Source organism: Bradyrhizobium sp. (genome assembly GCF_035935975.1).
Lineage (GTDB): Bacteria > Pseudomonadota > Alphaproteobacteria > Rhizobiales > Xanthobacteraceae > Bradyrhizobium.
This window is the reverse complement of the sequence record NZ_DASYWN010000044.1, coordinates 16,940-30,562: the sequence shown is the minus strand read 5'-3', so window position 1 is coordinate 30,562 and position 13,623 is coordinate 16,940. Positions and strand designations below refer to the sequence as shown.

Genomic DNA, 13,623 nt, shown 5'->3' with positions numbered 1-13,623 from the left:
CAACCCCGATTCCGCCGCACGCTAGCGGCCGATCAGCTTTTGCTCAACCGGTTCGGGGCAGATCGTCCCAAATTGGCCTTCATGCCGAACGTCAAAAGGCGTATGATCACCGACATGACCAAGTTGCTGGATCAGGCCCTGGAGATCGCGCGCAGTCTGCCTGCAGACGCGCAGGATGACATTGCGCGGATCGTGCTCCAGCTCGCCGGCACCGAAGCAGCTTCTCCCGTCATCCTCTCGGATGATGAGAGGTCGGCAATTGCCGCATCCAAGGAGGCGGCCAAACGGGGCGAGTTCGCAACCGAGGCTCAAGTCCGCGCGACTTGGGCCAAGCACGGCCTGTGAAGCTCCGCTACACGCTTCCGGCGCTCGCGGACCTCGATTCCATACTGACCTACAATTGCGGAAGCGTCTCCGCAGGGCGCGGCGCGCGTCCAAAAGCGCATTCAGGACGTGATCAGCCTGTTGCTGACGCATCCCGAAATCGGTCTACGGACCGATGATCCGGACATCCGAAGACTGACTACAACACCCTACCCATTTCTCGTCTTCTACGAGGTCGGGAACCAGGAGATCATTATCCACGCTATCCGTCATGGCGCTCGTGATCCCGGCGGAATGCCGGGAAAGCGGGGCTCGGTCTAGTTCATGCCTGCCATGAACGCCGCAAGTGCGTCACGGTCCGCGGCCGGCATGGTCAGGCCGAGCTTGGAGCGCCGCCACAGGATGTCCTCGGGGAAGCGTGCCCATTCGTGGGTCATGAGATAGCGCACTTCGGCGGCGGTGAGTTCGGGACCGAAGGCTGGGCTGAGCTCTTCGCGCGTCTTCGCCTCGCCGAGCACCGCCGACAGCCGCGAGCCATAGGCGGCGACGAGACGCTGGGCCTCCGGCTCCGAGAGAAAGCGCCAGCGATCGCGCGCGAGGTCAACTTCGTGGTCGAAACGATTCCAGGCAAAATTTCCGCCGGGCAGCGCCGCGCCGGCCGTCCAGGGCGGCGACATCGGATAGAACGGTGTCAGCCGTGTCACGGCCCGCTCCGCGCGCAGACGCGAGGTGGTGACGTCGCCGCCGAACATCGTGATCAGCGGCGCCTTGCGCCGGCGCGCGTGGAACAGTGTCGTGCCGTCACGTCCGCGCGCGGACGCCAGCGTCAGGTTGACGCCAGAGACCGTCCGGACCACGTCGGTCGGAGCAACGCGCGCGCGGAAATAGCGGCTGGCCGCCTCGCAGAGATAGCTGACATCGGCCCCCGGCATCGCCACGATCGCGGGATCGCCGGTGAAGGCGCGCGTGACCGTGCCGATCAGCGTGAAGTCGCGCTCGAAGGGCCGCGCGAAGATCAGCCGCCCATCATCGTGCTGGAAGACGTAAACGTTGTCGGAATCGAACAGTTTTGGCACGATGATCTGGCTCATCTGCATGGCCGCCATCGCGGGCTGCGGCTGCCGCAGCACGGTCTCCGCGACCATCGGCGTCCAGGCGCCGGTGGCATTGGCGAGCGCGCGCGACGTGACCGTGCGGCGGTGGCCGCGATCGACCACGGCAAGCCGCCAGGTGTCGGTCCTGTCGGCCCGGACGCAGCGTGCTCCGGTGCGGATCGCGGCGCCACGTTCGGCTGCATCCAGCGCCGTGAGCACCACCAGACGGGAATCGTCGACAACGCAATCCGAATATTCGAACGCCATGCCGAACGGGCGCTTCAGCGCGTTGCCGATGGGGTGATGGGTGATGTCGAGGGTCACCGACGGCGGCAGGCCGCCGCGCTTCGTCAGGCCGTCATAAACATATAGACCGGCGCGCAGCAGCCATGGCGGCCGCTGGTCGGAATGCGCGGGAATCACGAAGCGCATCGGCCGCACCAGATGCGGTGCGATGGCGAGCCAGATCCGGCGCTCGGCCAGCGCCCGCCGCACCCGCCAGAAGCCGCGGCGCTCCAACACCGACAGATCGCCATGGATCAGCCGCGGTGTCGCCGACGAGGCCGCGCCGCCGAGATCGCCCTGCTCGAACAGAATGACGCGCAGGCCGCGACCGGCCGCATCGCGCGCAAGGCTGACACCGTTCAGGCCGCCGCCGATGATCGCAAGGTCGTAATCCGCCATGAAGCCGTCGAGAGGGAGCGAAGGAAGCGCCCACCACCACTAGCCGGTCTTGAGCGCAAGCTCCATGGCCTCGGCGCGACCGACGAGGCCGGCATATTTGCCGATCGGCAGCGGCTTGCCGAGCAGATAGCCCTGCACGCCGTCGCAGCCCTCCTTGGCGAGGAAGGCGAGCTGATCGACCGTCTCGACGCCCTCGGCGATGATCGACATTTCGAGGCCGTGGCCGAGATCGATCACGGCGCGCACGATCGCCGCCGATTGCGGGTTGCGGCCGAGATTGATGATGAAGGCGCGGTCGATCTTGATCTTGTCGAAGGGGAACGCCTGGAGATAGCTCAGCGAGGAATAGCCGCTGCCGAAATCGTCCATCGAAATGCGCACGCCGAGCGCCTTCAGGCGGCGCAGCAACGCCAGGCCGCGATCGAAGTCCTCGATCAGCACGCCCTCGGTGATTTCGAGCTCGAGCCGGCCGGGCGCAAGGCCCGTCTCGATCAGGATGGAATGGACCAGCCCGACCACATCGCCGTGCATGAACTGCGCCGGCGACAGATTGACCGCCACTTGCAGCGGCTTCGGCCAGGACGCCGCCTCGCGGCAGGCCTCGCGCAAAATCCACTCGCCCATCTCGACGATCAGGCCGCTCTCCTCGGCGATCGGGATGAATTCGGCCGGCGAGACCTGGCCGCGGACCGGATGCTGCCAGCGCGCCAAAGCCTCGAAGCCGATAATGTCGCTCTCGGCGACGCTGAGGCGCGCGATGCCCTGCGGCTGGAAAGCCAGCGACAGCTCGCCGTTCTTGATCGCCATCGAAAGGTCCTGGTGCAGCACGCGGCGATCGCGGATCTGCTGGTCCATCTCGGGCTGGTAGAGGCTGATCGTGCCGCGCGATTTCTGCTTGGCGCGGAACAGCGCCGCACCGGCATTGGCAAGCAGCGAGGCGCCGTCGGCGCCATTGTGCGGGAAGATCGACATGCCGGTGGTGGCGCCGGCACGGACCGGCCGGCCGTCGATCTGGAATTCCTGCGCGATGGCCTCGCCGATCTGCTGGGCCAGCGCAAGGCCGGCCTCGGGCTGCTTGCCGTCGATGATCAGGCCGAACTCGTCGCCGGACAGGCGCGCCACCACGCCGCCACGCGCGGAATCCTGCAGCCGCTGGGCCACCTCGATCAGCAGCTTGTCGCCGAGCGCATGGCCGAAGACGTCGTTGACCTCCTTGAGGCCGTCGAGATCGACGCAGAGCACGGCGAATTCCTCGCCGGTGCCTTCGCAGGCCTCGATCATCTGGGTCAGCGCCTGCAGGAAGGCGGCGCGGTTCGGCAGGTCGGTCAGGCCGTCGTGATAGGCCATGTGCGCCATGCGCGACTCAGTCTGTCGGCGGTCGGTGACGTCTTCGTGGGTCTTGATCAGATATTGCGGCTCGCCGGCATCGTTCAGCACGGTGGCGCGCCGGGTCAGGAACAGCCGCAGGCCGTCCTTGGTGGAGATCGGATGCTCCTCGGTGATCATCCCCCGCTTCTTGATCGCGGCCTCGTCGCGCGCGATGATCAGCTTGGCTTCCTTGGGATTGAAGATGTCGGACGCGGTGAGGCCCGTGGCCTCCTCGCGCCGGCGGTTGAGGATCGTCTCCGCGCTGCGGTTGGCGAGCAGGTAGCGGCCGTCCTTGACCTGCTCCACGATCAGCGCCACCGGGATGTTGTCGACCACCAGTTCCAGGAATTTCTTGGTGCTCTCCAGCTCCTGCGACAGCGAGCGGCGGTCGGTGATGTCCTCGAACACCAGCAGCAGGAATTCCGGCTTGTTGCTCTCGTTGCGGACCACGATGCGGATCGAGGCCACCATGCTGCGCGCCCCGCCGCGCTCGACCTCGAACTCGTTGCGGTACTGTCCGTCCGGCGCCAGCAGCGCGGTGCGGTCGGTCGCCTCGATGGCGGCCGCCGAGGCCGGCGCAAACAGCTCGCGCGCGTTCTTGCCGACCACGTGGTCGCGCGAGAACCCCCAGAACCGCTCATAGGCGCTGTTGGCGAAGATGTAACGGCCGTCCTCGATGTTCTTGGCGGCGACGCAGGCCGGCACGTTGTCCAGCACCGTTTCCAGGAACTGCTTGGTGGAGGCGAGCTGTCGCGACAACCTGCGCTGTTCGCTGACGTCGAGATGCGTCGCCACCGATCCGCCGTTCGGCAGTATGAAATATTTAACCAGGATGGCGCGGCCGTCCGGCAGCTCGGTGATCAGGCCGTTGGGGCTTGCCGCCTTGTCGTAGAACTCGTCGTCGGAGACGCCGCCGAGGACGCCGCGCTTGCGCCTGATCTCGAGGATGTCGTAGCCGCTCATGCCGGACCAGAGGTCCGAGCGTGCCAGGCCGTAGATGTCGAGATAGCGGTCGTTGCAGAAGATGATGCGGCGCTGCGCATCCGTCATCACCACGCCCTGGTTGAGATTGTTCATGGCGGAGGAGATGAAGGCGTTGCGCCGCAGTTGCGACCGCCTGGTCCGGCGCAGGGCCGAATGGACCCACAACGCGACCGCCGCCAGGAACGCGCACACGACAATGCCCCCGATCAGGGCTTCCCAGATCAGGTTGGGATCGAGCTTGCCGAACGCGCTCGGCGCCTCCAGGCCGTCCGACAGCGCGAAGGCACGCGCAGGCGCGACCGCGCCGGCCAGGCACATGACGGCCTGCACAGCAATCGGAAGCATGCTGCCCGCGTGCCAGTTCTTTTCAGCCATCAGCCACCCGCGATTTCAACGTCGGATTGTCTGGCCTCGCCGGTTTGGATCGGGTAAACGCCTGTACGCGCAACAGAAAAATGTGACGCCAAATACGGCAATTGCCCTGACATGATAAATGCTTCCTTAACGGAAAACGGCCCCGCGCCCGCCTTCCCGGATTTGATGCCACCGGCGCTTCTCACGGACGTCCTGCACAACCATGGATAAGGTCGATTGCATCGTCATCGGAGCCGGCGTGGTCGGGCTCGCGGTGGCTCGAAAGCTCGCACAGGCCGGGCGCGAGGTGATCGTGCTCGAGGAAGCCGAGGCGATCGGCACCATCACCTCCTCGCGCAACAGCGAGGTGATCCATGCCGGCATCTACTATCGGGCCGGAAGCTGGATGGCGCGCATGTGCGTCAGCGGCAAGCACGCGCTCTACCGTTACTGCGGCGAGCGAGGCATCCCGCACAAGAATTGCGGCAAGCTGATCGTCGCGACCTCGCCGAAAGAGACCGAGAAGCTGCAGTCGATCAAGGCGCATGCCGAGGCCAATGGCGTGCTCGACATGCAGCTATTGTCAGGCGAGGCCGCACGCGCGCTGGAGCCGGCGCTGGCCTGCGACGCCGCGCTGCTCTCGCCGTCGACCGGCATCATCGACAGCCACGCCTACATGCTCTCGCTGCGCGGCGAGGCCGAGGAATCCGGCGCGGCCTTTGCGTTTCACACCCCGCTGATCCGCGCCAAGGCAGCCGGCGGCGTCATCGAGGTCGAGGCCGGCGGCGAGGCGCCGATGACGCTGCAATGCAGCCTCCTCGTCAACGCCGCGGGACTCGCGGCGACGACGGTGGCGCGCAACATCGAAGGCATGCCGCTGGACCGGATCCCGCCGGCCTATCTCGCCAAAGGCAACTATTTCAGCTGCAACGCCAAGGCGCCGTTCTCGCGCCTGATCTATCCGGTGCCCGAGCCGGGCGGCCTGGGCGTGCATCTGACGCTGGACATGGCGGGCCAGGCGCGCTTCGGCCCTGACGTCGAATGGATCGAGACGATCAACTACGAGGTCGACCCGTCACGCTCGGAGCGCTTCTATCCTGCGATCCGCAAATACTGGCCGACGCTGCCCGACGGCGCGCTGATGCCGAGCTATTCAGGCATCCGCCCGAAGATCGTGCCGCCGGCAGTGGCCACGCAGGACTTCCTGATGCAGGGCCCGCGCGATCACGGCGTCGAAGGCCTGATCAACCTGTTCGGCATCGAATCGCCGGGACTGACGTCGTCGCTCGCGATCGCCGATCACGTCGCCGAGCTCGCAGAGATCTGAACGCCGCAGAGCTATAGTCGTGCGGCGTTCGCACCTTCCAGCAGGAATGAGCGCAATAGCTCTCATCCCTGCGTGAAAGGGTGCGGCCAAACTCTACGCTGTCATGGGGGTTGTTAGTGGAGCGTGTCGCCTTGCTTCAAACGCTCGATCTGGTCCTTGACCATCAACTTCCGGCGCTTCAACTCAACAATTTGCAGGTCGTCTGTTGAAAGGTGCACGAGAGCTTCGTGCAATTCGTTTTCGAGAAGTTTGTGCTTCCGCTCCAATTCAACCAGATGTGCCTGAATTGTCATTCGAAACCTCCTCGGTAGGATTGAGCCTTAGGATTCGATCCGGACGACGAAGTCTACATCACCGATTCGTTCTGTCGATACGTAACCGTCGTCGCAGCGTCATTTTTGAAAATTCATATGTAATTAAGCGTGACTAGGGAACCGCGACTGAAAAATCCATGATATCAAGGCGCTTGCTAACCGCCCGCGGCGGCCCGCAGAAATATGTTGCGGGAGATCGGCGCGCGAGGGTCGCAGATCGCTTGCGATCACGCCGCGCAAGGACGATAATTTCCACAGAACATCCACAGCCTTAGTTTCACGCCTATCGGTTTTTCGGCCACCGCAGACATGACCAATGAAGACGAGCGTGAACTCGAATCCGAGCTCACCCGGTTGCAGCAGGAACACCGAGATCTCGATGCGGCGATCGATGCACTGCATCAATCGCCCGCCCCCGACCTATTGCGGTTACAGCGGTTGAAGAAACGCAAGCTGTTGTTGCGCGACCGTATCGCCTTCATCGAAGACCAGATCACGCCCGACATCATCGCCTGAGCACGCCGTTTTTTGCGGCACCTCGCCGCGCGTGAATCTGCTTGACTCGAAAAGAACAAAAGAAGAACATTCAGGCGCCCCAACGGCCCAGGAAACGCCCAAGGCACGCCCTTTGGGAACGCGCCCCAAGAAACGAGCCCAAGGAACACTCCAAGGAACACTCCAAGGAAAACTCCGAGAAAAACTCCGAGAAAAACCCGCAAGGACAACGCAGATGCCGGCAACCGCCCTTTTGGACAACAGCTATTACGAACAAGCCTGCGATCAGGCGATCGCGATGTGCGACGGCAATCTGCGCAGCACCATCAAGGCGCTGATCATGGCCAACGAATATCTGGAGGCCGAACTGGAAGAGCTGCAGGCGGCGATTTCCGCCGGCTGCATTCCCGAGACCTCGCGCAGCTGGACGCGGGGCAAGAGCAACACCGCCTAGTCTTGATCACCGGAGCAACGCCATGTCGGATGTGACCTATTACGTTGCAATGCCTTTTCTGATCGATGCCGACGGATCGCCTGTCGCGGGCACCGCCGAGGAATGCCAGAGCTCGACGGCCGCGCTGCGACGCGCCGAGGCCTTGTCGCGCGGCGCCGGCCACATCGGCGCGGTCGCGTTCAGCCGTAGCGGCGATCCCATGACCGGCGAATTCGGTGATGCCACGCTGCTGCGCAAGTTCGGCAACGTGCCGGAAGATCTCGCCACCCTCTAACTCTAGCAGCCGACGAGCCTGATCCGTGGCTCATGCCGCCGGCATGCCTTGCGCACATACATGGCGGCATCGGCCTCCTCCAGCGCGCGGCTTGAATCAGACTGCGCGCCGAGCAGCGCGACGCCGGCGGACGCGCCCGCGGCCACGTGCTGGCCGCGAAAGACGAAAGACAATTCGTCGATCGCCTGCTCAAAGGCCGCCGCCTTCGCCTTGGCATCGGTCTCGCTGAGATTCCACAGCAGCAGCGCGAACTCGTCGCCGCCGAGCCGGCCGACCACATCGGAGGCGCGGACCTGCCGCGTCAGCGCGGCCGCGATCGCCTTGAGCACCTCGTCGCCGGCAGCATGGCCGAAGGAATCGTTGATCGGCTTGAGCCGATCGACGTCGAGCACGATCAGCGCGCCGCTGGCGCGGTAACGCTTCATATACGCGATGGCGCGCGCAAGCTCGCGCTCGAAGCCGCGCCGGTTCGGGATCTCGAGCAGGAAATCGGTGTCGGCGGCAGCCTCCAGTTCCGCGACCCGCCGCTCCGCCGCCTTGAGCTTGCTGCGCAGACCTCGGATGATGGCCTTGCTGGCGTCGACGACGGAGGCTCCGCGCCGCGACGGCGTGGCCGGACGCTTCGCCACCCGGCTAGCGGCAGGTTTGGACCGGCTGGCGCTGATTTTCGGGCCCTTTTTGGCCTTCGCAGCGCGCGCCCTTTTTGGTTTCTTCATGGGCATCCTGCTCAATTGAAGGCTTGCGGGGATTCACCAAGACAGGATAGTGCATTCCCTTCTCCTTGCCACCGCCTTGCGAGCCGCCGGCCGGAACCATTAATCTGGCCTATCTTCCTGTTTTCCGAGCACAATTGACGTCATGACCGCGCCGATCGCCATCATCATGGGAAGCCAGTCGGACTGGGAAACGATGCGGCATGCCGCCGAGACGCTTGCCGCGCTCGATGTCGCCGCCGACACCCGCATCGTTTCGGCCCACCGCACCCCCGACCGGCTGTTCGCGTTCGCCAAGGGGGCCAAGGCGGCAGGTTACAAGGTCATCATCGCCGGCGCAGGCGGCGCTGCGCATCTGCCCGGCATGGCCGCGGCGCTGACGGAACTGCCGGTGTTCGGCGTTCCGGTCGAATCGAGGACGCTCAAGGGCATCGATTCGCTCTATTCGATCGTGCAGATGCCCGCGGGCATCCCGGTCGGCACACTCGCCATCGGCAAGGCCGGCGCGATCAATTCGGCGCTGCTTGCGGCCGCCGTATTGGCGCTGTCCGACCCGGCCCTGGCCGACCGCCTCGCCGCCTGGCGCAAGGCGCAGACCGAGGCCGTTGCCGAGCGCCCGGAGGACAAGGCGTGACTGACGCAAAGCAGGTGACGCTGAAGCCCGGCGACACCATCGGAATTCTCGGCGGCGGACAACTCGGGCGGATGCTGGCCATGGCGGCGGCGCGGCTCGGGCTGCGCTGCCAGGTGTTCTCGCCCGATCCGGACTCGCCGGCCTTCGACGTCGTGCTGAACGCGACCTGCGCGGAATATGCCGATGTCGAAGCGCTGGAGATGTTCGCCCACGACGTCGATGTCATCACCTACGAATTCGAGAACGTGCCGTCGGCGGCCGCGATGGTGCTGGATGCGCGCCGCCCGGTGCTGCCCAACCGCAAGATCCTCGAGACCACGCAGGACCGCCTCGCCGAGAAGGACTTCGTGACGAAGCTCGGCATCGGCACTGCGGCCTATGCCGACGTCACCTCCGTCTCCTCGCTGCGCGAGGCGATCCTCAGGATCGGCCTTCCGGCGGTGCTCAAAACCCGCCGCTTCGGCTATGACGGCAAGGGTCAGGCCATCATCCGCGAGGGCGACGACATCGCCAAGGTGTGGACCAGCCTCGCCACCAAATCGGCGATCCTGGAAGCCTTCGTGCCGTACGAGCGTGAGATCTCGGTGATCGCCGCACGCTCGGCCACCGGTCAGGTCGAATGCTTCGACGTCACCGAGAACGAGCACCGCGACCACATCCTGAAGATCTCGCGCGCGCCCGCCCAGATCCCGGACGCGCTCGCCGAAGAAGCCCGCAGCATCGCCGGGAAGATCGCCAGCGCCCTCGATTACGTCGGCGTGCTCGCCGTCGAGATGTTCGTGCTCGCCAACGGCACCGGTCCGAAGGTGCTGGTCAACGAGATCGCTCCGCGCGTGCACAATTCCGGACACTGGACGCTCGACGGCGCCTCCGTCTCGCAGTTCGAGCAGCACATCCGCGCCATCGCCGGCTGGCCGCTCGGCAAGCCGGTGCGCCACGGCGAGGTCGTCACCATGACCAACCTGATCGGCGACGAGATCCACGATTACGGGAAGTGGCTGAGCGTGCCGGGTGCGACCGTGCACATCTACGGCAAGGGCACGCCGCGCCCCGGCCGCAAGATGGGCCATGTCGTCGAAGTCAGGCCGCCCAAGAGCACGTGAGCCAGGAGCAAGTGAGGGGACCGCAGCACGGGCTGCGATCCCGCTTGGCGATCACGCCGTCTTCGCGCCTGCGACCACGCCCGTGGGCTCCTCGCTGAGCCAGCGATAGATCACCCCACCGAGCGCACCGCCGATCAGCGGGGCAACCCAGAACATCCAGAGCTGCGCCGTCGCCCAGCCGCCGACGAACAGTGCGGGCCCCGTGCTGCGCGCCGGGTTCACCGACGTGTTGGTCACGGGGATGCTGACGAGATGGATCATCACCAGAGCGAGCCCGATCGCGAGCGGGGCGAAGCCCGCCGGCGCGCGGCCGTGGGTGGCGCCCATGATGACGAACAGGAACATCATGGTCATCACGACCTCGGTGATGAAGCAGGCGACCATGCTGTACTGACCCGGCGAATGCGCGTCGTACCCGTTCGACGCAAATCCCTTGGTGACGTCGAAGCCGGGGGCGCCACTGGCGATGATGAAGAGCAGTTGGGCGGCCACGATCGCACCGCAGACCTGCGCGATCACGTAGGGCAGGATCTGGCCGGCCGGAAAGCGCCCGCCAACGGCAAGGCCGACCGTGACGGCCGGATTGAGATGGCAGCCCGAGATGTGGCCGATCGCATAGGCCATGGTGACCACGCTCAATCCGAAGGCCAGGGACACGCCGACGAGGCCGATCCCGACCTGGGGAAAGCCGGCCGCGATCACGGCGCTGCCGCAGCCTGCGAATGTGAGCCAGAATGTGCCGATGGCCTCGGCAGCATATTTCTTCATGTCCATGTGGCGTCTCCCCTGATTTCAAGACCTCCGGATCCAATCTCCGGAAAACGGCCCGTCTTTTGGCGCCAAACCACCCAAATTAGGACCGCGGAGAGGTACTTTCGCCGCATTTAATGGCTGAACTTGGCCCGAAAACCCGGTTGGCAGGTGGACATCCCAGGTTTTGTCTGATACATCCGCGCCCTCAAGGTTAAGGGCTTGTGCGTTTTGCCATCCCCTTTGACTTACCAGAATTCAAATCCGATCCACTGAAGAGGATGCCGCGTGCAGGTTCTCGTTCGCGATAACAATGTCGACCAAGCCCTCAAGGCGCTGAAGAAGAAGATGCAGCGCGAGGGTATTTTCCGCGAGATGAAGCTCCGCGGTCACTACGAGAAGCCCTCCGAGAAGAAGGCCCGCGAAAAGGCCGAAGCCGTGCGCCGCGCGCGCAAGCTGGCCCGCAAGAAGCTGCAGCGCGAAGGCCTGCTGCCGATGAAGCCGAAGCCGGTGTTCGGCGCTGGCCCCGGTGGTGATCGCGGCGGTCGTGGTGGTCCCGGCGCAGGTGCAGGCCCGCGCGGACCGCGCTGATCTTGCCGAACTTGTAAGACCTCAGTTTTCCAAGTCTTTAGTTTTCGATGACGCGGGCCCTTGGCCCGCGTTATTGTTTATGAGCGGTGCCTTTCTGGGACGGGGCACTACCGATGCGGCACCAGCGCGAGCGAACCGTAGATGGCCTCCTCCCCCTTTCCCCCGCGCGGCCTGGCGCGGCGCTGTCAGATCTGGCAGCGGCCGTTCGCATTGGCCTTGATGGGGATTGCACTGTCCGGCTGCTCCTTCGACCTGGGCTCGTTGATGCCGGAGAAGGACAAGCCGCAGGAGGCGCCCAAGGCGGCCGCCGCCACGGAGAGCGCGGTCAGCCCCGGCATCGTCACCGAAGCCCAGACCCACACCGCAAAGGCCCAGGCCCTCGCCAAGTCGGGCGATGCTGCGGCCGCGCTGGACGAGTTCAATCGTGCCGTCGCGCTCGACCCCTACAATGCGCAGGCGCTCTATGGCCGCGCGCTGATCTACCAGGGCAATAACCAGCACGATTTTGCGGTCGCCGATTTCAGCGCCGCCAGCGGGCTCAATCCGCAGAAGGCCGAGCCGCTGCTCGGCCGGGCCAACAGCTATCTCGCCCTCGGCAAGGTCAAGGAGGCGGCGGCCGATCTCGACGAAGCCTCCGAGGCCGATCCGCACAATGCCCAGGTCTGGACCGCGCGGGGCCAGGTCTATGAGCGGCTGGGCGACAGGGCCAAGGCGGCGATGTCCTACAACAGGGCCGTCGCGCTTCGTCCACGCGACGATACCGCCCGCAGCGGTCTCGCCCGCGTCGGCGGCTGAGGCTTCTGCAGCAGCGCGGGCGCCGCCTTAATCGGGGGTGGAGCTCTTCGGCAGGACGGAGTGGAACATCGACTTCATGCCCGAGAACATTTCGTCCGCCACGTTGGTCTTCTTCGGCCGCGGCATCGGCGCGCCGGCATCGGCACGCAGATCGAGCGGCGGCGCGATCACCGGTACCGGAATGTCGGCCGGCGGCGTGATTCGATTCGGATCGTCATTGCCGACCGAGGCCGTGTAGGACGGCGACGAAGCGCCATTGCCATACGCATCGGTTGACGGCGTGGACACCGTGATCGGCGGCGGCAGCGGACGGACCGCGGACGACTCCGTCGTCACGACGCGGGGAGCCTCCGGGGCAGGGGTACGGGCGGCTTCGCGCGCAGGCTCGGGCGCCCGCTCAACCGGCTTGGTCTCGGCAGCTTTGGCCTCGGCGGCGGATTTGGCCTCAGCAGCCCTGCCCTCAGGCGACTTGCGCAAACGCTCGATGGCCGCGCGCGCCAGATCGTTGGCGTCGGGCGTCGCAGCCGGGGATGCAGCAGCCGGCGCCGAATTGGCCTCAACCACCGGAGCGGGAGTTGCCGGGGCCGACTTGGCCGCCGCCTTCTCACGCGCCGTCGGGCGGCCGTGCGAAGCGGCCTCGGCGGGAGCAACGTCGGCAGACTTGGTCTCGGAAGCCTTGGTTTCCGAAGCCTTGGTCTCGGACTTGTCGGCAGGCTTCTCGACCGCCGCCTTCTCGGTCACGTTCTTCTCGGAGACGCCCTTGGCCTTGACCCCGGGCGCGGGAAGGTTGGCGGTGTCGGTCGGCTTGCCGTCGCTGCCGGCCTGGGAGGGGGCCACCACGGCGGCAGGGGCATCAGCCGCCGGCTTGGCGTTGATGTAGTGGTTAACGATGTACGCCCCGATGATCGTCGCGAGCACCGAGGGGAAAATATCCATCGAGATTTTAGCGAGGTATTTCAGCATTTCTCGGCCACTCCCCGCGCGATCAGATGCGGGAACTTTGGGGCATTGTAAGGGATCAACTGCGACGGATCGATGGCAAACGGTAACGCCAAGTCTGTAACGCCAAGTCTTACGGCTTCAGCTCGATTTCAAGGAACACGATCTCGGTTGAGGTTTCGTTAAGTACGTCGTGTTGGACGCCGGCCTTGCGGAAGTAGGATTTGCCGGCGGCGAGCTGCGCCTTGGACCGCTCGCCGCTGGGCGCCACGATGGTCATTTCGCCGGCGACGACGGGAACGATGACGTAGTCCATCCCGTGGGTGTGGTGCCCGGTCGCGCTGCCCGGGGCGAGCCGCCATTCGGTCACCCGGACCTGTTCATTGTCGATCTGGACCTCGGATTTGGCGGCAAGCATCGGAACCT

18 protein-coding genes are annotated in these 13,623 nt (G+C 65.3%); 10 read left to right on the top strand and 8 right to left on the bottom strand.

Going from position 1 to position 13,623, the window contains the following annotated elements; all coding sequences use genetic code 11:
- Nucleotides 1-102 precede the first annotated feature (102 nt).
- Together VGR99_RS26380 and VGR99_RS26375 are read left to right on the top strand one after the other, a co-directional pair.
- The gene (locus VGR99_RS26380) at nt 103-345 is read left to right on the top strand and encodes a hypothetical protein (RefSeq protein ID WP_326902625.1); all 243 of its coding nucleotides are present in this window, start codon (nt 103-105) and stop codon (nt 343-345) included.
- Between the two features lie 108 nt (nt 346-453).
- On the top strand, nt 454-645 hold the full coding sequence (locus tag VGR99_RS26375; RefSeq protein ID WP_326902624.1) for a type II toxin-antitoxin system RelE/ParE family toxin: 192 nt from the start codon (nt 454-456) through the stop codon (nt 643-645).
- Here the strand turns inward: VGR99_RS26375 and VGR99_RS26370 are convergent.
- On the bottom strand, nt 642-2,102 hold the full coding sequence (locus VGR99_RS26370; protein WP_326902623.1) for a glycerol-3-phosphate dehydrogenase: 1,461 nt from the start codon (nt 2,100-2,102) through the stop codon (nt 642-644). The genes VGR99_RS26375 and VGR99_RS26370 overlap by 4 nt on opposite strands.
- 39 nt (nt 2,103-2,141) lie before the next feature.
- Nucleotides 2,142-4,829: a sensor domain-containing protein gene (locus tag VGR99_RS26365; protein WP_326902622.1), complete on the bottom strand. Its 2,688-nt coding sequence runs from the start codon at nt 4,827-4,829 to the stop codon at nt 2,142-2,144.
- Between the two features lie 202 nt (nt 4,830-5,031).
- On the opposite strand from VGR99_RS26365, the gene VGR99_RS26360 reads away from it, so the two are divergent.
- Nucleotides 5,032-6,135, top strand: coding sequence for an NAD(P)/FAD-dependent oxidoreductase (locus VGR99_RS26360; protein ID WP_326902621.1), 1,104 nt, complete (start codon nt 5,032-5,034; stop codon nt 6,133-6,135).
- Nucleotides 6,136-6,248: 113 nt separating this feature from the next.
- On the opposite strand, the gene VGR99_RS26355 is transcribed toward VGR99_RS26360, so the two are convergent.
- Entirely contained in the window at nt 6,249-6,428 is a 180-nt protein-coding gene (locus VGR99_RS26355) for a YdcH family protein (protein ID WP_025034152.1), read from the bottom strand.
- 330 nt (nt 6,429-6,758) lie between these two features.
- Here VGR99_RS26355 and VGR99_RS26350 point away from each other — a divergent pair, with 330 nt between their 5' ends.
- The 3 genes from VGR99_RS26350 (at nt 6,759) to VGR99_RS26340 (ending at nt 7,672) form a co-directional block, all read left to right on the top strand.
- Nucleotides 6,759-6,965 carry a YdcH family protein gene (locus tag VGR99_RS26350; RefSeq protein WP_008131174.1) on the top strand — a complete coding sequence of 69 codons (207 nt, stop codon included), beginning with the start codon at nt 6,759-6,761 and terminating at the stop codon, nt 6,963-6,965.
- 214 nt (nt 6,966-7,179) lie between these two features.
- Nucleotides 7,180-7,398, top strand: a complete 219-nt coding sequence (locus VGR99_RS26345) for a hypothetical protein (RefSeq protein ID WP_326902620.1) — start codon at nt 7,180-7,182, stop codon at nt 7,396-7,398.
- A gap of 22 nt (nt 7,399-7,420) precedes the next feature.
- Entirely contained in the window at nt 7,421-7,672 is a 252-nt protein-coding gene (locus VGR99_RS26340) for a hypothetical protein (RefSeq protein ID WP_326902619.1), read from the top strand.
- Between the two features lie 2 nt (nt 7,673-7,674).
- On the opposite strand, the gene VGR99_RS26335 is transcribed toward VGR99_RS26340, so the two are convergent.
- Nucleotides 7,675-8,301, bottom strand: coding sequence for a GGDEF domain-containing protein (locus VGR99_RS26335; protein ID WP_326902618.1), 627 nt, complete (start codon nt 8,299-8,301; stop codon nt 7,675-7,677).
- Nucleotides 8,302-8,305: 4 nt separating this feature from the next.
- Nucleotides 8,306-8,443: a hypothetical protein gene (locus VGR99_RS26330; protein ID WP_326902617.1), complete on the bottom strand. Its 138-nt coding sequence runs from the start codon at nt 8,441-8,443 to the stop codon at nt 8,306-8,308.
- An 87-nt stretch (nt 8,444-8,530) separates the two neighbouring features.
- Between VGR99_RS26330 and purE the strand changes: the two genes are divergently transcribed.
- Together purE and VGR99_RS26320 are read left to right on the top strand one after the other, a co-directional pair.
- On the top strand, nt 8,531-9,019 hold the full coding sequence (purE, locus tag VGR99_RS26325) for a 5-(carboxyamino)imidazole ribonucleotide mutase (protein ID WP_326902616.1): 489 nt from the start codon (nt 8,531-8,533) through the stop codon (nt 9,017-9,019).
- Nucleotides 9,016-10,122: a 5-(carboxyamino)imidazole ribonucleotide synthase gene (locus tag VGR99_RS26320; protein ID WP_326902615.1), complete on the top strand. Its 1,107-nt coding sequence runs from the start codon at nt 9,016-9,018 to the stop codon at nt 10,120-10,122. Before purE ends, VGR99_RS26320 begins: the two co-directional genes overlap by 4 nt.
- Before the next feature lie 51 nt (nt 10,123-10,173).
- Here the strand turns inward: VGR99_RS26320 and aqpZ are convergent, their stop codons facing one another.
- The gene (aqpZ, locus tag VGR99_RS26315; protein ID WP_326902614.1) at nt 10,174-10,896 is read right to left on the bottom strand and encodes an aquaporin Z; all 723 of its coding nucleotides are present in this window, start codon (nt 10,894-10,896) and stop codon (nt 10,174-10,176) included.
- Nucleotides 10,897-11,160: 264 nt separating this feature from the next.
- On the opposite strand from aqpZ, the gene rpsU reads away from it, so the two are divergent.
- Nucleotides 11,161-11,463: a 30S ribosomal protein S21 gene (gene rpsU / locus VGR99_RS26310; RefSeq protein WP_092227201.1), complete on the top strand. Its 303-nt coding sequence runs from the start codon at nt 11,161-11,163 to the stop codon at nt 11,461-11,463.
- A gap of 141 nt (nt 11,464-11,604) precedes the next feature.
- On the top strand, nt 11,605-12,258 hold the full coding sequence (locus VGR99_RS26305; RefSeq protein WP_326902613.1) for a tetratricopeptide repeat protein: 654 nt from the start codon (nt 11,605-11,607) through the stop codon (nt 12,256-12,258).
- A gap of 27 nt (nt 12,259-12,285) precedes the next feature.
- Here the strand turns inward: VGR99_RS26305 and VGR99_RS26300 are convergent, their stop codons facing one another.
- Together VGR99_RS26300 and VGR99_RS26295 are read right to left on the bottom strand one after the other, a co-directional pair.
- Nucleotides 12,286-13,221, bottom strand: coding sequence for a hypothetical protein (locus VGR99_RS26300; RefSeq protein ID WP_326902612.1), 936 nt, complete (start codon nt 13,219-13,221; stop codon nt 12,286-12,288).
- A gap of 109 nt (nt 13,222-13,330) precedes the next feature.
- Entirely contained in the window at nt 13,331-13,615 is a 285-nt protein-coding gene (locus VGR99_RS26295; protein ID WP_271529631.1) for a cupin domain-containing protein, read from the bottom strand.
- Nucleotides 13,616-13,623 lie beyond the last annotated feature (8 nt).